This is a genomic window from Nocardia jinanensis, assembly GCF_014645735.1.
Taxonomy (GTDB): domain Bacteria; phylum Actinomycetota; class Actinomycetes; order Mycobacteriales; family Mycobacteriaceae; genus Nocardia; species Nocardia jinanensis.
Map to the genome: position 1 here is coordinate 90,888 of NZ_BMMH01000013.1, position 21,884 is coordinate 112,771.

Below are 21,884 nucleotides of genomic sequence, written 5' to 3' on the forward strand. Positions count from 1 at the left end.
CCGGGACCAATCGGCGTCCAGGGCTCGGACAGCACGCACCGGCGGTTCGGGCGTCGCCGAGTGGATGATGAGTCGAGTTCAGAGCTTCGGTCTCGCTGACGGCGAGGTAATCCAGCTCGCCCGTATTCGCTCCGCCCCGGAACGCGGGACGGCCGCATAACTCCGCGCGACCCGTCCGTAGAACCGTAATACCCACCGTGACCACCGATTTCCATCCCACCTACGATTTCGTACCGGTCCGCGGACGTCTCACCCGCGAATCCGACGTGCGACGGAAAGAGGCCCGGTATGACATCGATCGCGGCGTCCGCCATTCCGGAGTCGCCGTGGACCGGCTTGTTCAGCAACGCGAGCGTCGTGGGCGGGCAGTCCTTCCGCTCGTGCTCGACGCTCGTCGAAGTCGCGGCACTCGCCGAACCCGGACCGGCCGTCGAGATCCGAGCGCAGGGGTTTCCTCCCCACCACCGCGCCCCGGTCCGACCTATCGATCAGGCGCCCAGCACCGACTATCTCCCAGGACGCCACCGTGAGCGGACCCGCCACAGCCCTCTCCGCGAGCACCGTCACTCGCCCCAACTGGGTCGTACTCGCCCTGACCTTCCTCGCTGTCGTACTCGACAGCTACGACACCATCGCCTTGGGTCTCTCGATACCCGCGCTCTCCGAAGGATGGGGTGCCTCCGCGTCGCATTTCACCCCGGCGCTCTCGCTCACCAGCCTCGGCGTGGCAGTGGGGCATATCGCGGTCGGCCGGTCGGCCGCTCGTTTCGGGAGCAAGCGCGTCATCCTCGCCGCCGGAGTCGTGTTCACCGTGGGCTCGTCGCTGACCGCGGGGGCGCCCTCCATCTGGAAGCTGACCGTGCTGCGCTTCGCCACCGGTCTCGGTCTCGGCGCGGTGATGCCCGCTGCCGTCGCCCACGCGACCGTCCTCAATCCCCCACGGTTGCGGCAGTCCATCGCGGTGTTCGTGACGATGGGAATCTCCCTCGGCGCGCTGCTCGCCGGCATCCTCGGCAGCCGGCTCGTCGGGGCCTACGGCTGGCAGTCGGTGTTCATCGCCGGTGCACTGGCCTCGGCCGTCCTGTTCCCGCTGCTGTGGCTGGGTCTGCCGGATCCGACGCCGCCGACTACTTCGGTCTGCCCCGCGACCGAACAGTGATCATGGGTTCCCAGATCGAAGTCTGATGGGGCGTACCGCCGTTCCCGACGTCAGTTCCCGACGTCAGTTCTCGACCTGGATCGAGCCTGCGCCCGCACCGAAAGATCGTCCTGGGCAGCGATCGCGGCACCCATCCATCGCCGGAGGTAGGCGCGCAGTTGGTCCTGGGTGCGTGGCGCATTGCCCGGGGAGACAAAGAACGAGTGCATCGCCCGAAGGGCTCGTACAGGGCCGAGCCCTGGTGGTGCGGGCCCTCGGCCCGCCTGGGCAGGCGGGCATCACCGACCCGACATGCGGATATCCATCGAACATTTCGGACAAGACGACAACGAAACGTCGCCGGGCAATCGCCCGGCGACGTTCGGTCGGGAAACCGGCATCCCACAAGCGCCTCTCGGCGAGTGGTCGCTCTCAGCGACGATATAGATGCGGCCCGGGGCTGTCCGGATGCCGGCAGGGTCTACAACCGAGCGGGCAGACGAACTATTCCCGCGACGCGGGCGACCGTGGCGCCGGAGCTCCCGTGCACCCGGCGGCCGGCCGGCCCGGCTATCCGACTCCGAAGGAGTCCGATTCGCCGTAATAGGTCGAGGACTTCTCGACGCTCCCGCCGTCGCTGTCGCGCGCTTTGATACCCACCGTGACCACGACCCGGTCACCGTGGTCACCGGCGCCGAGATCGGTGGCGACGGAGCGGATCGCGGGCCCCCCGGCACAGGTCAGGTCGGTGACGGCGCCCTTCCCTACCCGGCTGGTGGTGGCGTTGGTGAGGTCGACAGTGATGGCCGCTGTCGCGCCGCTGGGGCAGTCGTAGGCGACGATCACCGAATGGTCGGCATGAACCACCTTGAATACGCCGACATTGGCATCTATCCGCTGCTGTCCGGCGTGCGCGACCGACGCCGGCGCCGCTACCGCGGCCGCCAATGCGAACGCCGTGGAAATCTTCCTCACGAACCGCTCCCTCTCTCGGTGACACCGATGATTCGTACGGAAGTGTTATAGCAATAGCCGATCAATTTTCGGGACAAGGAGTTCCGGGGCGTTGCCCCCGGGCGTGGCCTCGGAGCATCACCCCGGTGCCGAGCCGGTCATTCGAATCTCCCCCGGTTCGAGCGGCGGCGGGGGCGGCACATCGACCCCCAGATCCAGCAGCGAAGACCGGACCACGATGTCCCAGCTGGCGTGCTGGGGCGCGGCGAGCCGGCAGCGCCGTTCCGCATCGGCGACCAACCGACGATGCGCTTCCAATTCGGCCGTCATCGCGGCGAGCTGCCGCGACAGCGGTTCGACCATCTGGGCGGCCGCCCGGGTCAGTACCGCCACAGCATCGGCACGGCGTTTGCGTCTGTTGAAGATCCCCGCCACGAAAACCCCACCGATGCCGGTGACCAGGCCACCGAGGACAGATGCCACTTCGCCGATCATGCTGTCCTCCCTACTGCGGCAGGCTCGTCGCACCCTTCCTCAGGCGCGCTCGTCGGTAGCGGGGTCACGGAATCCGGGGATCTTCAGCGCCGCGCCGATCACACCGAGCGCTTCGGCGGTCGTACGGTCGCCCAGGAAATCCCAGCCGGGGAAATCCGCCCCGCGGGCGGTTCCGGCGCCGGAGAGCTGGTCCAAGGCCAGCCCGACATGTTTGTCCAGATAATGCAGCAGCGTCCCGACCGTGACCTGCTCACCGTGATAATTGGTGATCTTTTCTTCCAAGAACGCCATATCGCCACCTCTTCCGTCTAGAAGTGCCTGGACGTCCCGGCGGAAGGCGTTCATATCTATCCCCGCCGGGTCGATCTTTCCTTCACTGGAGTATTCGCGGTGCGCGACGCAATCGCCCGCGCCGCGACCGATACGCCGCAGCAGCGCGGCGCACCCTCGCTTGTAGGCATCGAGCTGGGCGGGAGTCCAATCCCACGGCGGCGTGCCACGCGATACGGCTTCGATACCGATGGTGTGATAGTTCGCGTTGTCGGTCGGCCAGCCGGGCCAGCTACCGCGCCCGGCGTGCCAGCAGACACCGACGGCGATCACCCGGTAGGTGCCGTCTTTTTCCAGCACCAGTTGCGCCAGCGGACCCGGCAGTCCGGCGCGGCCGTCCTGGACGACACGCCAGTCGTTCGGACCGCCCCCGGCCGTGTGATGACACAGCACTCCACGAATATCGAGAAAATCGCCGTGCCCGCGTTCGCGCCAGCCTTCGTGTTCGATCACCGCCAGACCGGCGCCGCGCAGCACATCGGCCAGCCATACCGGATCTCCGTTCCAGCCCATCGGGTCCTCCTGTCCCCGTACCGATCGCCGACGCCCCGGACTATGGCCCGCGCGCCGGAATCACACAGCCGGAGCTTTGGGGCGTGAACTGCGGTGATAGTCATCCGCTCTACCCCACCGTAGTCCTAATTTGGTCCCTTTACAACCTCTTTTGGTCTCTAAAGGACCCCGTTTAGTCAGTGCACGGCCGGTAGCGACCAAGCCGACGCGAAACTATCGGGCACTTGATTCAGAACCTGCCCGATCCCAGAATGGTCGACATGAATGCGACGCCCGCGGAGTCGGAGGAAGCGACCACCGAGGAGGCACGACTGGACGCGGCGTTGGGCGCGGAAGTGCGCGCCATGCGGGCGCGGCGCGGCTGGAGCCAGGAAGTCCTGGCCGAGAAGACCGGCTACAACAAAAAGACCATCCTCCGGCTCGAGCGCGGAGAGCGGGCGATGACGATGGCGCAGATGTACAAGATCTGCCGGGCGTTCGGTATCCGGCCGAGTGAACTAGTCGGCGCCGCGGAGAAAGAAATCGGCATCCAGTAACGGGGACGGGTCGATACCGCGCCGACGCGCCTCGACGACGAACGCCGATACGGTCCGCGTGGTGCGATCATCGTCCAGGTAATCCGCCATCGTCACGGTGGGGCGGTCCGGAGCTTCGTTGCCCATGGGCGTTTCCAGTTCTGCCCGATCCACGCTCGCGAGGTGTTCCCGCATCCCCGCGGAGCCCGACAGTTCCAACTCGACCCGCGCGGGCCGACATGGTGCAGCTGGGCGAATTCGCCGTGCCGGATCAGCGGAAACGTCTGCGGAAGTGGGGAGTCGACGCGGCACACTTCCCTCGTCCGCTGTATCCGTGGCCGACCCGATCGCGTGAACCCCGCACTCTCGGAACAATCTCGATATTCATACCGACACCTTCCAGCTACCCGACCCCTGCCTCGGGCTCGTAGCCGGAGCCCGATGCCGAGTGTAATTATTTTCGCGCTCCGCGCCTAGGTCCCGAAGGATCCGAAGGCCAACGCGTTTCATGTTCGGGAAGCCGCGATACCCACGAACCGGCCTGGTCACACGGGTTGTCACCATCCGAGATCGGATCACGGGTACGGGGTCGGCAACCGGCGTGTGCCCCCGGCCGGATCCGCAGCAACCATCCGACGCGCGGTGAGCCGGCCCGCCGAACAGCCGGTCGCGCAACGACAGTCGGATGCACCTCCGGCCGGGCACGGAGGGCACGCCGGTCCCCGGCCGCGGGCGCAATGATCGAGAACGCCGGGCGCCCGGGACGGGCCGGAGGGCCGGGAGAACAAGTGCGGCCACCCTGCCGACCGGCGCAGTGAATGCGGCGGCGGCAAAGGCCGCGTTACCACCAGCGCATCCGGAGTCTCGACCACTGCGCCGCGAGTTCAGGGCTGCCCGGGTGAGCCGGAGTACTCCCATCGCATCCGGCCGGGTGCCGCGCGCTCAACAGGATGCCTCCGGGCGCGAAGTGGACTGCCCATGCGGCCGCCCGCGTGTTTCGCCGTCCCGGGTGAGCGGCTTCGGCGCCCACCCGCGCGTTTCGTATGCACCGGGTCGCGCGGCCCCGAAAGCATTGTCCGTATCCGGGTGGAGAATTCGCCGGACGAGCGGATCACACGAGCGATCGTGTTCGGCGCTACCCCGGCTCCAGCACGACCACCGGCGTGTCATGCGAGCGCAGGGCCGTATTCCGTTCGAAATCAGCACCACCCCAGCCCTTGTAGAACGGAAACTCCGCCCACAGGCGCTCGCGTTCGCCACCGGTGGCTTCCCGGCCGCGCAGCCGGACCACACCGTCGACGGTATCGGCCTCGACAGACGGGGATGCCTGCAGGTTCAGCCACCAAGCGGGCGATGGATCGGCCCAGCCGTTCATAGCCAGGGTCACGTAATTGCCGCCGTCCCGGAAATAGCCGAGAATGACCGCGCGCTCCCGTCCCGTCCGCCGCCCACGCGTCCGCAAGCGCAACATTCCCATGCGGCCGTGGTACTCGGGGCGCACCAGTCCCCGTTTGGTGGTGCGATAGAAAAGGCGGTGGCCCGCCCAGAAGGACTCGACGAACCAGCGCGGGGGAACGAAGGGCTTCTTCGACCGACCGGACATATTCTCTCGCTCTCGGGCCGGGGCCCGGCCGGCGACAGCCCGGCAGCACCGTGGGCTCAGACTAACCCGACGGCGCCGGCAGGGTAAAGACTCAGCCCGGCCCGGCACCGCCCCACCGGCGATAACCGGCATCCGGGTCGAGGCGGGCAGCGACGCAGACCGGTCAGGACAGGACCGACCGTCATTCGCCCTTTGGACGAACCCCCCGGTAATCGGTGGCGTAGACCCACGCAGCCGAACGGAGGAGCACTACTGGATGAATCACCCGGCGCGGCCCGGAATGGTGTTCACCGCCGAATTTCTCGGCACTTCCCGGTGGATTCCCCTCACGCTTCGTCGAATACCGTCGGATTTTCGTGCCGTTATGCATTCGTCGTTTGCTATTCGGCCGGTGGTCAACCCCGGCAAGGACTCTGGACAGTAGCGGGCCGCGAAACGAAACGCCCAGGGCGATCGGAGCTCATATGGACGATCGATATACCGACCGGCCCAAATACACCATGAGGATCAGCCGCCTGACCATCGACAAACTCGGTATACGGTTGTACGATCGGGTTTCGGCGGTACTCGCGGAACTGATCGCCAATTCCTATGACGCGGATGCGACGCGGGTCGAGGTCTCGTTGCCGTGGGGCGTCACGCTTGCGGGTACGGTGCGGGCGGCCGAGCACGATCCGTACCGAATCATCGTGCGGGACAACGGCCACGGTATGACCGCGGACGAGATGAACGACCACTATCTGCGAGTCGGCTCCGACCGGCGGCACCGCAACGGTAGCGATCTGTCCCGGGGCCTGGAACGACCGGTGATGGGCCGCAAGGGCATCGGGAAACTCGCCGCGTTCGGGATCTGCCGCACGATCGAGGTGATCTCGGTGGGCGGTACCGAATCCGAACAGGGACCCGGCGGCTGGCCTGTCGCGAATATCGTGATGAACCTCGACGAGATGCTCTCCGATACCGAGCGCGACTACCATCCCCGGCCCGGCCCGCTCGACGGCACGTTCGACACCCGTCGCGGGACCACTGTCGTACTCAGCGATTTCCTGCGCAAGCGAGTCGCCTCCGGTGGCGAACTCAGTCGTCAAATGGCCGCGCGCTTCGGGCTGGAGCGCAGCGACTGGCAGGTGGAGGTCCACAACAGTATCGCCGCCGCGGACCAGCCGAGGAATTTCCTGCTCCGTGATCTGGCCATCGATGTCATGGAGGAAACACGGATCGACGTCGCCGACCGGCCGGTCGAGGTCGGCGAGCGGTTCCTGCCGGTCGCGGGCTGGGTCGCCTACGCGAAACACCCTTACCGTGACGACGCCATGGCCGGGGTCCGGATCTATGCTCGCGGCAAACTGGTGGCCCAGACCCGCGATTTCGGAATCGTCGCCGGATTCACCGGGGAGTTCAAATTGCGTTCGTACCTCGTCGGTGCGGTTCACGTGGAGTGGCTGGACGAGGAAGAGGATCTGGTGCGTTCGGATCGCCAGGACATCATCTGGAATTCCGAACGCGGCGAGGCCTTCTCGGTATGGGGACGAAATCTGATCCGTGAACTCGGGCGGCTCGGTGAGAACTCGGTGAAGCGCCGCGTCTGGGAGGAATTCGTCGCCCGCTCGGGTATCCACTCGACGCTGCAGACGATCGCACCGCAGGATCGGGTGTTTCGCAAATCGGTGATCGACGCCGCGCGGATCCTGGTGGACAACAAAGACCGTGCCGCGCTGGAAGATCAGAACCATATCGACAGCCTGGTGCGGCTGGCACTATCGCTCGGGCCACAGCGCAGTCTGCTGGAAACACTGAAGGAGGTCGCCGAGGATACCGGCAACCGGCTCGACATCGTTGTCGCGCTGTTCGAGACGGCGCGTGTCGCGGAGGTGTACTCGCTCGGCCAGATCGCGTCGGAGCGGGTGGCTGTGGTGAACCGGCTGCAGAACCTCATCGACGACCGGCGTTCCTTGGAACGGCCGTTCCAGGAGTTGATCGAACGTGCACCGTGGCTGCTCGCACCGGAGTGGACCCCGCTGGGTATGAACGAATCACTCAAACGTGTACGTGCCGCCTTCGAACGCTGGTATCTCCAGCAGACCGGAGCGTCTCTGGTCACCACCGCTATCGGCAGCGAGAAACGCGAACCCGATTTCGTGCTGCTGCACGATTCGGGTGAGTTGTGGATCGTGGAGATCAAGCGGATGGACTACCGCCTCACCGACGAGGAGTACAGCCGCGCCGTGAACTACCTGTACATGCTCGAAACGTTTCTCGACGAGAACCCGCGCATCGGCGAACAGTTCCCGCGCCGCAGACTCACCTTCATAGTGGACCATATCGACCGGCTGCGTCCTGCCTCGCTGTCGTCGCTGCGCAACGATATCCGGATCGATCGGCGTACCTGGCGTGAACTCCTCGACTCCACCCTGCGCGCGCATCGCGATTTCCTCGATCGTGTGGATGCCATGCGCCTCGGTGAAGCCGGGGACATCTCGGCCCCAGGCGCCACCGCCGGATGAACCAGGGAGCGAGCAGCGTCGCCTCGGGGGCGCTGCGCCGACCCCCCTGCCCGTTCCACTGACCCCGGCCGGCCTGCTGCGCCACCGTGGCGGATACCGCCGCCTCACCGAGATCGCGCCTCGCGGCCGCGCGGACGCGACCTGGCTCCAGCGGCTGGCCGAATCCGTCGCCGGCCCCGACGGTCTGCTTCCGCACCCCGGGGCGCGGCTGGTCGCCTACGACCCGCGCCGCGGCGAACGCATCGTATTCGGCGCGCCCGGCGCTCCACCGGCGCACGCGGGTGCGGTGCTGCGCGCGTCGTGGGTGGTACCGGGCTGGATGCCCCCGGTGCTGATCAGCGGGCGGTACTACGTGGACGGCGGCGCCGCGTCCACGGCATCGGTCGATCTGATCGGCGCCGACGAGGCCGAGGAGATCTACGTGATCGCCCCTATGGCCTCCGCCGACGGCGCCCGGCGTCGGTGGCCTCGCCGAGCAGCAACTACTGCGGAATCCGATGTCGGCGGTGCTCCGACGCGAGATCGACGAGGTCCGCGCATGTGGCCGGACCGTCGTCGCGATCACGCCGGGGCGCGACGATATGCGTGGGCTGGGCTGGAATTTCCTGAGCAGGGATCACCGGCGGGCCGCCTTCGAATCGGCGCGGGTCCACGCGCCCGAAGCGGTTCGGCGCGCGCTCGATCCGATCGGTTCCCGGTGATTCATTTGGGGCTTCCCCGAAGCGCGCGCCGACCGGATCTGCCGGTCACTCCGCGAGCGGTCCGTGCCGATCCAGATGTAGATAGGTGTAGCCGGTGACGATCAGGCAGACCACGGTGGCCGCGATCAGCATGGCCCAGCCCGCGACGAGCAGACTCAGCAGTCCACCGGCCAGCGCCCCGAGCACGAAACTCGCGTAGAGGAGGAAGTATCCGAGCCAGTCCGCGAAATCACCGCCGCTGGCATGACGTTCGATCCCCTGCCCCAGCTTGACCAGGGTGCCGGTCACATAGCTCAGCGGTACCGACACTTCGTCGTTCGCGAGGAACGAGGTGTTGAGGGCTCCGACGCCGAACGCGACGAAAAGGATGGGAACGAAATCGATATCGTTCGGGTTCGCCCCGTACAGGAGCAGATCCGTGCCTGCCGCGACCGCCAGACACACAGTGGTCAGCAGCGTCGGCCCGTGTGGATGCCTGGCCCAGTAGCGGCGGCGGCACCAGGAGGCGACCACGACCCCGGCCACGAACGCGGCGATCAATCCCAGGGCAGCCGCCGCCATATCGGACTCATCGTGGAAGTATCCGAGGACCGCGCGCTCGGTGTTGCCCGTCATGAACGTGACGAAATACCCCGCGGTGTGGGTGAACGCCGCAGCGCCGATGAGTCCGGCAAGTCCCGCGAGCACCCACGACAACCTCGCGTCGGCATCGAACACTGCCGTCCTGCGAGACATATCCGGTTTCGGCACAGGCCGGATCCTTCCAAGCGTGATATACACACTCCGGCCGATGGGCCGGCGAGTTGCGGACGAGCACTCGGGAGGTCAACAGGTGCCACCGTAACGCTCCCTCGCCGGGCACCCGGCCGACCACGGCCGATTCGCTGTGTCGCAGTCCCGGTGGGGAGCGGGTCGGGTGTCCGGTGCACAACGAAGCGATCCGTCCCCGGTCAGAGTTCGAACGTGCTCGTCACTGCGATCAGTTCGCCGTCGTCCCGGATCGAGGCCACCGTGTCGTCGGGACGGGGCCGGAAGCCGGGAGCGGCAGCGAGGTCGTGGGTTTCATCGATGGCGGTCACCCGGATCCGGTCGGCGCCGGGTGTGCGCACCGTGATGTCGATACCCCCGGCCGGTAGATCGCGGAACCTGATCTCCCCCGGCCAGGTATCGGCCCGCACGCCGGTGACGGCGAGTTCGACCGGCGCCGCGCCCGGGACAGCGGCTACCACCCGGTCGATACGGTGGTCGATGCGCAGTACCAGGGAGGTCGCCGCGCGCGGGGATCGCACACGCATCGTGACGGTGTCACCGTCGCGATGGCGCGCCTCGATGGTCGGACCCGGTAGCGCCATCGGCTCGGCCGGACCGGTCCACCGCGTGCCACGGGCGTACCCGGGCGAGAGACGTGAATCGTCGGTGTTCCGCAGGAATTCGCGGGACCAGTCTGCCGGCTCGGGGTCACTGCTCACCCAGCTCGCTTCGCCGGTATCGGCGTTCAGCACGTAGGCGAGGTGGGCACGCCCGGGGTGCTGGGCGTCGAAGGTATCCACGACCGTGCCCGCACCGATCAACGATATCGTCGCGACCACCGCCGTCACCGGCACCGCGACGGCGACCCGGCGGCGCGCGGTGATCGCGGGCAGCACCAACTCGATCAATGGCAGCACCATCAACCCGAACAACGCCGCACCCGCCGCCGCGGCCCCGCCGGAAGCCAGCCCCACCCCGTCGGCCAAGTTGCCGACCAGCGGTGCCAGCAACGCGGCGGCTGGCAGGGATGCCACCGTGAACACGGTCACCGGCCACAGGCTCCACCGCACCGGCAGCAGCGCCACCAGCGCGCCCAGCGCCGCGCACAACGCCGGCAACGCGAACAGGAACGACATACCGGGCGCCACTACCGCGCACACCACCCCCAGGACCGCCGGCCACACCCACGCGCCGACCGCCGGCGCTACCGCCCCCAGTCGGCCCCGCACCAGCGGGTACCAACCCAGCACCGATACCGCGGCCAGCGCGACGAGAGCGCACTGGTAGGCCAGGGGACGATGCAATAATCCGCCCATCTGCTCGTAGGCGGGACGCAGCCACACCAGCGCCCGCCACAGCGCCTGCCCGAGCAGTGCCGACGCGCCCAACGGCACCGCCACCGCGACCGCGGCCGGCAGTATCTGCCGGAACCCCGCCGCCCCCCGGCGGCGCACCACGATCGCGACCGCGACAACCATCGATACGGCCAGTAGTGAGATAGGCAGGACCAGCGCGTTCGAATAGGTGATCATGACGCCGGCGAGCCGGAAATAGGTGGCGTCGTGGTCGGATCTCGTCTCGGCCAGATCGCTGTCGCCCAGTGCACGGGCGAGGTGGAGCATATTCTCGCCATGATGTTGCAAGCTGTCCGGATCCAGATTGGCGATGGTGTCCCCGGCCGTGTGGTAATAGGACGGGTTCTCGATGTAGGCGAAGTTGAGTCCGGTGAAGCCGGCTTCTGCCAGCGCCGTGAAATCAGTGGAGTTCGGCATCGCCCGATACACCTCGACGAGCGACGAGTCACCTCTGGGATGGGGTACGGCGTCGGCGAACAGCGAGACCAGCGCGGCGTTGTCCACCGAGGTCTCGAACATCAGCGACGGCCCGCTGACACCGCGCGCCTCCCAGTTGAGCACTACCCCGCCCGCCGGTGGGTGATACCGAGTGAAGGCGTCGGCGCCGAGCAGGCCGTCTTCTTCTCCGTCGGTGAACAGCAATACGAGATCGTTGCGCAGACCGCCCTGCCCGGCGATCATCGCGCCGACCTCCAGCATGGCCGCCACCGCGGCCCCGTCGTCGGAGGCGCCCGGACCCGTAGCGGCGGAATCGTAGTGGGCGACCAGCAGGACCGTCCCCGTGGAGTCGCGGCCGGGCAGTGTGGCGATCACATTGTCGATCCGGCCGAACGTCGCGACTCCTTCCGACGCCCGGGCACCGACTCCGCGCTGGGTTCGCACCGAGAAACCGGCCGACTCCAGCCGACCGGTGATGTATTCCCGGGCCCGGTCGCTCGCCGGACTACCCAGCGGACGCGGCTCGGTCGCGAACCGGTTCAGGTGGGTCATGGCACGTTCGGCGCTGAACCGGTCGGCCACCGAGGCCGGGACCGGCTGCGGGCCGCGTCCTTCGGCGACCACTGTGACCGCTGCCGCGGCCATCAGCACGAACAGGGCTATCAGCCCCGCGACCACCCGGTGTGGGGACTCGATCAGTCTCGCGATCACGATGCGACACTATGCGCCCGTATTTCGCCGGGCTCGAACTGATCCCAATCGTTGACAGTTCCGGCGGACCCGGGCCACCGGCCACCGATACCGCGCGCGGTAAGCGCCCGGCCACCAATTATGGGCGTGCGAGCCCGGACCACGCCGATCGCTGCGGAATCGGGTCGGGCCGGACGCTCCCCCGGCCCGGCGCCGCGCCGCACGAACTCCGCGTTGACCTGTACACCACTCGCGTACGCACAGGAAACGGGAGACGATGGCACCGAAATTACATCTCGGCGTGGCGCTCGACGGTGCGGGCCGGCATCCGGCCGCATGGCGGGAGCCGAATTCCCGGCCGGCCGAACTCTTCGGCCCCGGATACTGGACCGACTTGGCCGCGACGGCCCAGCGCGGTCTGCTCGACTTCCTGACCATCGACGACAGTCTCGCGGTCCCCGGAGACCGCCGGGCACCGGCCGACGGTGCCCTCGACCGCGTTCGGGCCAGGATCGACGCCCATCTGATCGCCGCACGACTCGCGCCGGTCACCCGGCACATCGGTCTCGTACCGACCGTGACCACGACCCACACCGAACCGTTCCATGTCTCGAAATCGATTGCGACGCTGGATCACACCTCACGTGGCCGGGCGGGCTGGCAGGTCAGGGTATCGGGCACCGCGGAAGAAGCCGCGCATTTCGGACGCCGCCCGTTACGCGAGCTCACCGCCGCCGAACTGGCGGAAGTCCGGGCCACCGGCACTTTCCCCGGCTTCGTGCACGACCGGTTCGAGGAGGCCGCGGACGCTGTGGAAGTGGTCCGGCGGCTGTGGGACAGCTGGGAGGACGACGCCGAGATCCGCGATGTGGCCACTCGGCGTTTCATCGACCGCGACAAATTGCACCACATCGATTTCCAGGGCAGCTATTTCAGCGTCCGCGGGCCGTCGATCACACCGCGGCCACCGCAGGGCCAGCCGGTGGTCACCGCCCTCGCGCACGCACCGCTGATATACGAATTCGCCGCTCGCAGCGCGGATCTGGTATTCGTCACGCCCACTGGTGAAGTCGGTCCCGCGACCGTACTCGGGCAGGTCGCCGAGGCCGCGGCGAAGGTGGGCCGCACGGGCGAGCCGCTGCGGGTCTACGCGGACCTCGAAGTCTTCCTCGACACCGCCGCGGCGACCGGACCGCAGCGTCTGGCACGTCTGAACGAGACGGCCGGGATCGAACACTCCTCCGACGCGACCGTTTTCGCGGGAAGTGCCGACGAACTCGCCGAACTGCTCGTCGACTGGAGCGGTCAGGGAATCGATGGTTTCCGCTTACGGCCCGGGGTCGCGGTCGACGATCTGACCGCCATCACCGAAGGCCTCGTTCCCGCTTTACAGCACCGCGGCGTCTTCCGCACGGGCTACCCGGACGGATCGCTGCGCGCGCTGCTCGGTCTACCCACCACCGTCCCCAACCGCTACGCGACCGCCTGAGCGAGGTCATCATGAGCACTCCCCGTAAGCAGGTCATCCTGGGCGCCTACCTCGGTGGCGTCAATCACCACACCGCGTGGTGGCATCCCGAAGCCGGTAGCCAGATCGATTTCGGCAGTTTCGAACACACCGCGCGCACCGCCGAGCGCGGCAAATTCGATTTCTTCTTCCTCGCCGAGGGACTCGCGCTGCGCGAACGCGCGGGCGAGATCTTCGATCAGGACATCATCGGCCGCCCCGATACGTTGACGGTGCTGGCCTCGCTGGCCGCGGTCACCGAGCATCTCGGTTTGGCGGGCACGATCAACACGACCTTCAACGAGCCCTACGAGCTGGCTCGCCAGTTCGCCAGTCTCGATCACCTCTCCGGAGGGCGTGCCGCCTGGAATGTGGTGACCTCCTTCGACGCGTTCACCGGCCAGAACTTCCGGCGGGGCGGATTCCTCGACCCCGCCGACCGCTACGTGCGGGCCGAGGAGACGTTGAACGCGGTACGCGCGCTGTGGGACTCGTGGGCGGCCGATGATCTGGTCGCGGACAAGGAGTCCGGCCGGTACCTCGCCCGCCCGGAGGCCGGTGCCTTCGCTTTCCACGGCGCACAATTCGATATCTCGGGTCGGTTCACCGTCCCGCGCAGTCCACAGGGCAGACCGGTGATCCTGCAGGCCGGTGTCTCTCCGCAAGGCCGTGATTTCGCGGCCGCGAACGCCGATGCGATCTTCTCCCCCTACGGCAAGCTGCCGGAAGCCGCGGAGTTCTACCGCGATATCAAGGCGCGAGCCGTGGCGGCGGGCCGTGCGGCCGACGATATCAAGATCCTGCCCTCGGCGAGTTTCGTGCTCGGCGAGACGGAGGACGAGGCCCTGGAGAAGTACCACACCGTCCGCGACGAACAGGTCACCGGCCAGACCGCGCTGATCCTGCTCGAGCAGATCTGGAACCGTGACCTGTCCGGCTACGACCCGGACGGACCGGTACCGGCTATCGACCCCGATCCCGACGGCACGCCGATCATCCAGGGCCGCGCGTTTCTCCATCAGGATCGCTTCGCCACCGCACAGCGTCTGCGCGAGGTCGCCGAGGCGAAGAAACTCACGCTGCGCGAAGTGGTGATCGATCAATTCGAACGCGGGCCGCTCGTCGGAACCCCGGCCCGGGTCGCCGCACAGATCGATACCTTCGTCCAGGACAACGGTTCGGATGGTTTCATCCTCGGCTCCCATCTCGTGCCGTGGGGACTGGACGAATTCGTCGACAAGGTGGTCCCGCTGTTGCAGGACCGCGGCGTACTGCGCACCGAGTACACCGGTACCACCCTGCGCGACAATCTGGGCCTGCGTCGCGCGCACTCGCGCGCGGATCAGGCCGAGGTCTCCTCCGGTCTGGCCTGAGCCATCTTCAGCAACGCTCCGTGCAGCGTAACCGCCTGTTCACCCGCGCGTTTGCCCCGCAACTCGAACTCGGCGAAACCCTCGATCAGCGCACGGCGAGGGTCCAGCAGGCCGCCCCCGATATTCGGGCCTCCGCTGAGGGAACCGGCCATCAGGATCCGCCAGGCTTCCTGGCGGGCCCGGTAGCCGCCCACCTCGTCGAGAGCGGCGGCGAACGCGCGGATCACCGCCGTGTACACCGGACGGTCGGTGCCACCGGATCGGCGGAAGCGTCTTCTGGTCTGCCCGGGACCGGGTTCGCGAGCCCCGGCCAATTCGGACTGCTCCAAGGTGATCCACACCTGCGGCAGGACGCCCAGGCCCGATTCGGTCGCCTCCTTACGTTCCCGGCGGATCGTGTCCTCGCGTTGTTCGGCGACTTCGATGCCGTACAGCGGGATCGTGTATTTCCCGAACAGGTCGTCCAGGGCGGCGGCGATCTCGTGGACGATATCGGTATCGACCCCGGCCGTCTCGAACCCGCGATCTTCCAGGCCGTGTTTGCGGGCCATCTCCCGCACCAGCAGGGTCACGCCGGGATCCTTGTCCCGCCGTGCCCCCGGCAGCACGGTCAGCCCCTCGGAATCCGGTGCGGGTTCCGGCTCGGCCGCCGGTGGTTCGGGCACACGCGGATCAGCCACCAGTTTCAGCGGCACGGATGTCGAAGAGCGCTGCGCCGGGTCGGCACCCGCCGCGCGGGCCGACCTCCGCTGCCCGATGGACTCCGCGGTCGGCCGCGCTTCTTCGTCGATCAACAGCGACAGTTCCGGCGGCGATTCGCCCGCCTGCGGGACGGGCGAGGGCGCACGCGCGGGTGACCGGATCTCCTCGCGCTGCGCGGCGATACGTGGCATCTCGGGCGGATTGCCCGGTACGTCGACAACGCTCCGGGTCGACGGAGGCTCGGAATACGGCTCGACCGGCTCCCGCGCCGCCGCCCCGGACGACCCGACAGCGGCCGGGGCAGCTCTGTCCGCATTATCCGAGGTCGTGCGCCGGTCCCGAGCCGACGACGCCACGGGTGCGATGCCGGCGATCGCATCGAACAGGAATTCGGGCAACGCGACACCGCGACCCGATGCGGCGGATCCATTCGACTCGTTCCCACCCGAGACGATCGGCGGTACGCCCCCGGTATCGGCGAGCGGCGGGGCAGCCCCGGTATCGACGAGCTTCGGGGGGCGCCGGTTCTCACGGGACGGGCCGGGCGGCTCCGCGGCCATCTTCGGCGGCGGTCCGAGCGAAGGGGCGGGCGGGCACAGCGCGGCCTGCCCCTCACCTGCCGCGCCGGCGATCCCGTATGAGAACGGACCGGGTAGCGATTCGGCGGGACGCGGCGCCTCCGAGGGGCGCGCGGTTTCAGCTGTCCGCGCGGCGACCGCGGGCGCCACCGTGTCGGGCATCGTGGACTGCGCAGCAGACGGCGGCGGGGCAGACGGCGGCGCAGCAGACGGTAGCGGGGCAGACGGTGGTAAGGCGGCCTGCCCGGTTGCCTTCGCGGAGGGAGGAAGTGGGGGTGCGGGGGTGGCGGTGGCCTCGGGCGCGCCGGCCCGCCCGGAGAAGGAAGCGGTCGCCCGTTTCCGCGCCCATGGAGTCGCGGCCGGTGTCCGTACGGCCGGTGAAGCGGTCGGTGCCTGTTCGCCGCCGGCACCGCGATTCTCTACCGGTACACCGGGAGCGAGGGCCCCGATCCGCTCGGGAGTCGTAGCGGTGACGCTCCGCTCCGAGATCCGCTCGGCCGAGGCTATGGCGGCCTTCAACTCGCCGGTGACCCGAGAGGCCTCGGCGATCAGCTTCTCCAGTGTCGATACCAGTGCGCGTAATTCGGCCGCGTCCACCGCAGGGCTCTGGCTCACAGATGTCTCCGCAAATCGTCACAGCAGCCGGACCGGACCGTGTACCGGTTCGGCCCGCATCAACGGTTTGACACGCACTGACATGAAAACAGTTTCTAATGTCGCGGGTCGACGCGCGAGCCACCGCGGCTCTCCCGGCTGGGAAGATCCCGGGCCGGCGGCGACGACGTGCACAATGCGGCGGTCCTACTTCTGCGAGGATGGGTCAGTGGTCGATGTGCTGAACAGGAATCGTGTGGTGGTAACGGGTCGCGCCGGAGCGCCCGTCGTGGTACTCGCGCACGGGTTCGGCTGCGATCAGGGGCTTTGGCGTCTGGTGACGCCGCTGCTCGCGGAGCAGTTCGGCGTCGTCCTGTTCGATCACGTGGGTTCGGGGGCCTCGGACCTCTCGGCGTGGGAGCCGGACCGGTATTCGACGATGGAAGGCTACGCCGAGGACATCCGGCAGGTGTGCCGGACGGTCGGCCTGGGTCCGGTGGTGCTGGTCGGGCATTCGGTGGCGGCGTCGATGGCCGTACTGGCCGCCAACGCGGAGCCGGAGCTCTTCCGAGGCCTGGTGCTGCTGGCGCCGAGTCCTCGTTTCACCGACGACCCGGCGACCGGGTACCGAGGCGGTTTCAGTGCCGGCGATATCGACGAACTGCTCGAATCGCTGGACGCGAACTACCTGGGGTGGTCGGGAGCTATGGCGCCGGTGATCATGGGGAATCCGCAACAGCCGGAGCTGGCGCAGGAGCTGGAGACCACGTTCTGCCGCAACGATCCGGAGATCGCGCGGGTCTTCGCGCGGGTGACCTTTCTGTCCGACAACCGCGACGATCTCTCGGCGGTGCAGGTACCGACGCTGGTGGCGCAGTGCTCCACCGATGCGATCGCCCCGCGCGAGGTCGGCGAGTTCGTTCATTCCCGCATACCCGGGAGCCGGCTGGTGACCCTTGCCGCGACCGGCCACTGCCCGCAGCTGGCGGCTCCCGAGGAGACCGCCGCCGCGATCACCGGCTTCGTGCGCGACCTACCATGATGGGGTGCCGCGCGGGTGGTCCGGACCCGGAGCGTTCCGAGCTCGAGCCGGATGATCCGGAGCAGCGCGCGGAGTTCACCGCCCTGTTGGAGGACGACGTCGAGGATCTGTACGAGAATGCCCCCTGCGGCTATCTGTCCACACTGCTGGACGGGCGGATCGCCAAGATCAACACGACCTTGCTGAACTGGCTCGGTTACCGGCGCGAGGACCTGGTCGGCCGGCGCTATTTCAGCGATCTGCTCACCGTCGGCGGTCGTCTCTACCACGAAACGCATTTCGCGCCGCTGCTGCGGATGCAGGGCCATATCAGCGGGATCGCACTCGAACTCCGCGCGAGCGACGGCTCGAGGCTGCCGGTACTCGTGACCTCCACGGTGAAGACCGGCGCGGACGGGGAACCGCTGCTCATCCGCACCACTGTGTTCGACGCCCGCGAACGGCGCGCCTACGAGACCGAACTGTTGCGGGCCCGCCGCGAGGCCGACCGGGAACGCGACCGTGTGCAACGGTTGAACGCGACCCTGCAGCGCACGCTGCTGCCCGCGGCCCTCGAGCCGGTTCCGGGAGCCGATGTCGCCGCGCACTACCACGCCGCCTCTCCCGACGAGGTCGGCGGCGATTTCTACGACCTGTTCCCCATTTCGACCGGAACCTGGGGTTTCTTTCTCGGTGACGTCTGCGGTAAGGGCGCTCTCGCGGCCACGATCACTTCCCTCGTCCGGTACACGCTGCGCGCCGCCGCCGTCTACGACTCCGACCCCACCGCGGTCCTGCGACATCTCAACACCACCATGGTGCGCGATCACCGCGCCGGGCACCCACGCTTCTGCACCGTGCTCTACGGCCGGTTGACCCTCGCCGAAGGCGCCGGCGGGCCCCACGCCACTGTCACACTGGCCTCCGGTGGACATCCGCCCGCCCTGCTGCTGCGTGCCGACGGCACAGCCGATTACCTGCACACTCCCGGGGGGCAACTGGTCGGCGTGTTTCCCGATGCCGCTGTCGCGACCGTGACCCTCACCCTGGAACCCGGTGACACGCTGCTGCTGTACACCGACGGACTCACCGAAGCTCGCACCGCCGAGGGGTTCTACGGGGAGTCCGAACTCCTGGAGTTCGCCCGCGTTCTGGCTCCGGAGTCGGCCACCGGCACCGTCACAGCGGTCTCCGGACTGCTCGACGCCCTCGGCACCGGTGTCACCGACGACACCGCGTTGCTGGCCCTGCACCTGCCGGAGCGGGATCGGTCCCGCGCCCGTGCCGAGTGAACGACCCGGCCGCCACCACGAACTCCAATCACATCCAGCTCGACCGACGAACAGTCAAGGAGATACCAGCGATGCCGAAAATCGTAGTGTTCGGGGCCACCGGCTACACCGGCCGCTTGATCGCCGAGGCCCTGGTCGCCCACGATGCCGCACCCGTACTGGCCGCGCGCAACGCCGGCGCGCTGGAGAAGCTGGCCGCGGACGTCGGTGGAGCGGAGACCGCGGTCGCCGATGTGACCGATCCGGACTCGGTACGCGCGCTGCTGGGACGCGGCGATGTCCTGGTCACCACGGTGGGTCCCTTCCTGCGATACGGCGGCCCCGCGCTGGCAGCCGCCGTCGCGGCGGGGGCACACTATTTCGACTCCACCGGAGAAGGCCCGTTCATCCGCACGGTCTTCGACCACGACGAGCAGGCACGCAAAGCGGGCGTCGGGCTGCTCACCGCGTTCGGGTTCGACTATGTGCCGGGCAACCTGGCCGCGGGTCTCGCGTTGCGCGAAGCGCCCGGAGCCGTACGCGCTGATATCGGTTACTTCATCGCCGCCCCCGGCATCAGCGGCGGCACGCGCGCGTCCATGGCGGGCATGCTGTTCGAGAACGGTTTCGCCCTGCGCGACGGCCGGGTCGTCCCCGAGCGGACAGCCGCACGGGTCCGCGGTTTCGACGTCGCGGGCCGGGAGCGCACGGGAGCGTCGGTGCCGGGTTCGGAACATCTCACCCTCACCCGGTCCTATCCGCAACTGCGGTACGCCGACGTCTACCTCGGTCTGCCCGCGGTGGCGGCACACGGTCTACAGGCCACCTCGTTGCTCGCCGGCGCGGTCGCCCGGGTGACCCCGGTGAAGCGACTGGCCGAGGCGGCGCTGACCCGTCTCGTCAAAGGATCGACCGGCGGCCCGGCACCCACCGCACGCGCCCGCACCCGGACCTGGGCGGTCGCCGAAGCATCCGACGACACCGGCAACGTCCTGGCGTCGGTGACGCTCACCGCCGGCGACCCCTACGGCTTCACCGCGGCGATCCTCGCCTGGGGTGCGCGGACCGCGCTCGACGGCGGCCTGCGCGGTACCGGGGCACTGGGCCCGGTCGACGCCTTCGGCCTCGACCTGCTGTCCGCCGGCGCGGCCGAAGCCGGACTGACCCGGTAACCGGCGGACGTTCTGAGCCTGCGGACCCTTCCGGCCCTGGCCGATCTCACCTCCCTCTCGTACCAGGGATGTACCGTGATCCACCTCTACGCGGCGCTCTGAGCGGAGCCGAGCAGGCCCGCACCCCACCGGCGACTACCGGGCGGCGACCAATTCGGCGCAGCGCTCGCCGACCAGCATCACCGTGAGGTTCGGGTTCACGGTGGTGAGCTCGGGGAACACCGAGGCGTCGGCCACACGCAGGCCGTCGACGCCCTTCACCCGCAGCTCCGGGTCCAGCGGGCTCATGGGGTCGTCGGCGGCGCCCATCCGCACTGTTCCGGCCGGGTGGTAGACGGTGTTGTGGGTGCGGCGGATGTAATCGGCCAATCGAGTGTCCGCCTGTATATCGGAGCCCGGGTACAGCTCACGGGCCACCCAGCCGGAAAGCGGTGCGGCCGAGGCTATTTCGCGAGCCTTTCGGATACCCGCGATCATCACACGCAGATCGTGACCTTCGGGATCGGTGAAGTAACGCGGGTCGACCCGGGGCTTGTCGCGGAAGTCGCGCGAACGCAGTCGGACCGTGCCGCGGGAGCGGGCGTGGGTGACGTTCGGCGTAAGGCAGAAGGTGTCCTCCGCGGTCGGGTACCCCTGCCGCAGCGTGTGCATATCGAACGGCACACTGCCGTAGTGCATCATCAGGTCCGGGCGGTCCAGCCCGTCCACGGTCGGCGTGAAGATGCCGGCCTCCCACCATTGAGTGGAGCTGCGCACCATCGGCCGAGTCGTCTCGAAACCGATGACGCCCTCCGGGTGGTCTTGCAGATGAGCGCCGACGCCCGGGGAGTCGACGAGCACGTCGATGCCGTGCTGTCGCAGGTGATCCGCGGGTCCGATGCCCGACAGCATGAGCAGCTTCGGCGAATCGATGGCGCCGGCGGAGACGATGATCTCGCGGGCGGCCGAGATCCGGGTGCGGCCGAAAGCATTGTCGGTGATATCGACTCCGATCGCCCGCCCACCGGAGACGATGATCCGCTTCGCCCACGAGCCGGTCCGAAGGGTGAGATTCGGCCGGTCGAGGTACGGGTGCAGATAGCTCACCGACGAAGACGATCGGGTGCCGTCGGCGCGACGGTTGATCTGGAAGAAGTTGGCACCGTTGACGACGGTTCGTCCCGCATTGAATTCGGCGCGGGGGATTCCGATGGCTTCGCAGGAGTCGAGCAGCGCTACCCCGCACGGATCGTCGGGCGCGACGGTCATGATGTGGACGGGCCCGCTGCGGCCGTGATGGTCGCCGGGGGCATCGTTGGTCTCGATCAGGGAATACAGCCGATAGACGGCGTCCGCGCCCCAGCCCGCGCAGCCGTGGTCGTTTTCCCACGAGTCGAGGTCTTCACGCGGAGCCCAGAACGCGATGCAGCTGTTGTGGGAGGAACATCCACCGAGCACTTTCGCGCGGGCGTGGCGCATGAACGAGTTGCCGTTCTCCTGCGGCTCGATGAGGTAGTCCCAGTCGTAGCCCGATTCGAGCAGCTCCATCCACCGGTCGAGCCGCAGCACGGCTTCGTTGCCGACGTCGGTGGGCCCGGCCTCGAGCAGGCAGACCGTCACCGAGGGATCCTGCGACAACCGCGCCGCGACAACCGCGCCGGCGGACCCGCCGCCGACGATCACGTAGTCGTACTCGCTCAC

Annotated in this window: 17 protein-coding genes and 3 pseudogenes; 10 read left to right on the plus strand and 10 right to left on the minus strand. The window is 68.2% G+C overall.

Annotated features, from left to right (window positions below):
• Positions 1-526 precede the first annotated feature (526 nt).
• Positions 527-1,147 (plus strand): annotated as a pseudogene (locus tag IEY68_RS25935) (MFS transporter); the annotation flags it as partial.
• A 62-nt stretch (positions 1,148-1,209) separates the two neighbouring features.
• Here IEY68_RS25935 and IEY68_RS36435 read toward each other — a convergent pair.
• The 4 genes and pseudogenes from IEY68_RS36435 to IEY68_RS25950 form a co-directional block, all read right to left on the minus strand.
• Positions 1,210-1,377, minus strand: a pseudogene (locus IEY68_RS36435) (TetR family transcriptional regulator); the annotation flags it as partial.
• A 331-nt stretch (positions 1,378-1,708) separates the two neighbouring features.
• Positions 1,709-2,113, minus strand: coding sequence for a hypothetical protein (locus IEY68_RS25940; RefSeq protein ID WP_058856389.1), 405 nt, complete (start codon positions 2,111-2,113; stop codon positions 1,709-1,711).
• Between the two features lie 117 nt (positions 2,114-2,230).
• On the minus strand, positions 2,231-2,587 hold the full coding sequence (locus tag IEY68_RS25945; protein ID WP_063000095.1) for a hypothetical protein: 357 nt from the start codon (positions 2,585-2,587) through the stop codon (positions 2,231-2,233).
• Positions 2,588-2,626: 39 nt separating this feature from the next.
• The gene (locus IEY68_RS25950; protein WP_058856387.1) at positions 2,627-3,430 is read right to left on the minus strand and encodes a peptidoglycan recognition protein family protein; all 804 of its coding nucleotides are present in this window, start codon (positions 3,428-3,430) and stop codon (positions 2,627-2,629) included.
• 260 nt (positions 3,431-3,690) lie between these two features.
• Here IEY68_RS25950 and IEY68_RS25955 point away from each other — a divergent pair, with 260 nt between their 5' ends.
• Positions 3,691-3,966: a helix-turn-helix domain-containing protein gene (locus IEY68_RS25955; RefSeq protein ID WP_189094502.1), complete on the plus strand. Its 276-nt coding sequence runs from the start codon at positions 3,691-3,693 to the stop codon at positions 3,964-3,966.
• Here the strand turns inward: IEY68_RS25955 and IEY68_RS25960 are convergent.
• Together IEY68_RS25960 and IEY68_RS25965 are read right to left on the minus strand one after the other, a co-directional pair.
• Positions 3,928-4,092, minus strand: a complete 165-nt coding sequence (locus IEY68_RS25960; RefSeq protein WP_156426347.1) for a hypothetical protein — start codon at positions 4,090-4,092, stop codon at positions 3,928-3,930. The two genes, IEY68_RS25955 and IEY68_RS25960, sit on opposite strands and share 39 nt — an antisense overlap.
• 988 nt (positions 4,093-5,080) lie before the next feature.
• Complete coding sequence (locus IEY68_RS25965; protein ID WP_058856385.1) at positions 5,081-5,548, minus strand: nitroreductase/quinone reductase family protein; 468 nt, start codon at positions 5,546-5,548, stop codon at positions 5,081-5,083.
• A gap of 464 nt (positions 5,549-6,012) precedes the next feature.
• On the opposite strand from IEY68_RS25965, the gene IEY68_RS25970 reads away from it, so the two are divergent.
• The 3 genes and pseudogenes from IEY68_RS25970 (at position 6,013) to IEY68_RS25975 (ending at position 8,753) form a co-directional block, all read left to right on the plus strand.
• Complete coding sequence (locus tag IEY68_RS25970) at positions 6,013-8,052, plus strand: ATP-binding protein (RefSeq protein WP_058856384.1); 2,040 nt, start codon at positions 6,013-6,015, stop codon at positions 8,050-8,052.
• Positions 7,994-8,371: pseudogene (locus IEY68_RS37180) on the plus strand (hypothetical protein); the annotation flags it as partial. The gene IEY68_RS25970 and the pseudogene IEY68_RS37180, both read left to right, overlap by 59 nt.
• Before the next feature lie 178 nt (positions 8,372-8,549).
• Positions 8,550-8,753 (plus strand): hypothetical protein, encoded by a 204-nt coding sequence (locus IEY68_RS25975; protein ID WP_058856383.1) that lies wholly within the window; start codon positions 8,550-8,552, stop codon positions 8,751-8,753.
• A 45-nt stretch (positions 8,754-8,798) separates the two neighbouring features.
• Here the strand turns inward: IEY68_RS25975 and IEY68_RS25980 are convergent, their stop codons facing one another.
• Both IEY68_RS25980 and IEY68_RS25985 read right to left on the minus strand, forming a co-directional pair.
• Complete coding sequence (locus tag IEY68_RS25980; protein WP_058856472.1) at positions 8,799-9,488, minus strand: YoaK family protein; 690 nt, start codon at positions 9,486-9,488, stop codon at positions 8,799-8,801.
• A 215-nt stretch (positions 9,489-9,703) separates the two neighbouring features.
• Positions 9,704-12,007, minus strand: a complete 2,304-nt coding sequence (locus tag IEY68_RS25985; protein ID WP_063916411.1) for a M28 family peptidase — start codon at positions 12,005-12,007, stop codon at positions 9,704-9,706.
• 256 nt (positions 12,008-12,263) lie between these two features.
• Here IEY68_RS25985 and IEY68_RS25990 point away from each other — a divergent pair, with 256 nt between their 5' ends.
• Positions 12,264-13,475 (plus strand): LLM class flavin-dependent oxidoreductase, encoded by a 1,212-nt coding sequence (locus tag IEY68_RS25990; protein ID WP_058856381.1) that lies wholly within the window; start codon positions 12,264-12,266, stop codon positions 13,473-13,475.
• Between the two features lie 11 nt (positions 13,476-13,486).
• Entirely contained in the window at positions 13,487-14,866 is a 1,380-nt protein-coding gene (locus IEY68_RS25995; RefSeq protein ID WP_058856380.1) for an NtaA/DmoA family FMN-dependent monooxygenase, read from the plus strand.
• Here the strand turns inward: IEY68_RS25995 and IEY68_RS26000 are convergent.
• Complete coding sequence (locus IEY68_RS26000; protein WP_156426346.1) at positions 14,836-16,761, minus strand: hypothetical protein; 1,926 nt, start codon at positions 16,759-16,761, stop codon at positions 14,836-14,838. The two genes, IEY68_RS25995 and IEY68_RS26000, sit on opposite strands and share 31 nt — an antisense overlap.
• A gap of 208 nt (positions 16,762-16,969) precedes the next feature.
• Here IEY68_RS26000 and IEY68_RS26005 point away from each other — a divergent pair, with 208 nt between their 5' ends.
• The 3 genes from IEY68_RS26005 to IEY68_RS26015 all read left to right on the plus strand — a co-directional run bounded on the left by IEY68_RS26005 (position 16,970) and on the right by IEY68_RS26015 (position 20,204).
• Complete coding sequence (locus tag IEY68_RS26005) at positions 16,970-17,782, plus strand: alpha/beta fold hydrolase (RefSeq protein ID WP_229718994.1); 813 nt, start codon at positions 16,970-16,972, stop codon at positions 17,780-17,782.
• On the plus strand, positions 17,779-19,053 hold the full coding sequence (locus IEY68_RS26010; protein ID WP_058856377.1) for a SpoIIE family protein phosphatase: 1,275 nt from the start codon (positions 17,779-17,781) through the stop codon (positions 19,051-19,053). The genes IEY68_RS26005 and IEY68_RS26010 overlap by 4 nt, the downstream gene beginning before the upstream one ends.
• 71 nt (positions 19,054-19,124) lie before the next feature.
• The gene (locus tag IEY68_RS26015) at positions 19,125-20,204 is read left to right on the plus strand and encodes a saccharopine dehydrogenase family protein (RefSeq protein WP_058856471.1); all 1,080 of its coding nucleotides are present in this window, start codon (positions 19,125-19,127) and stop codon (positions 20,202-20,204) included.
• Positions 20,205-20,339: 135 nt separating this feature from the next.
• Here IEY68_RS26015 and IEY68_RS26020 read toward each other — a convergent pair whose 3' ends face one another.
• On the minus strand, positions 20,340-21,884 hold the full coding sequence (locus IEY68_RS26020; protein ID WP_058856470.1) for a GMC family oxidoreductase: 1,545 nt from the start codon (positions 21,882-21,884) through the stop codon (positions 20,340-20,342).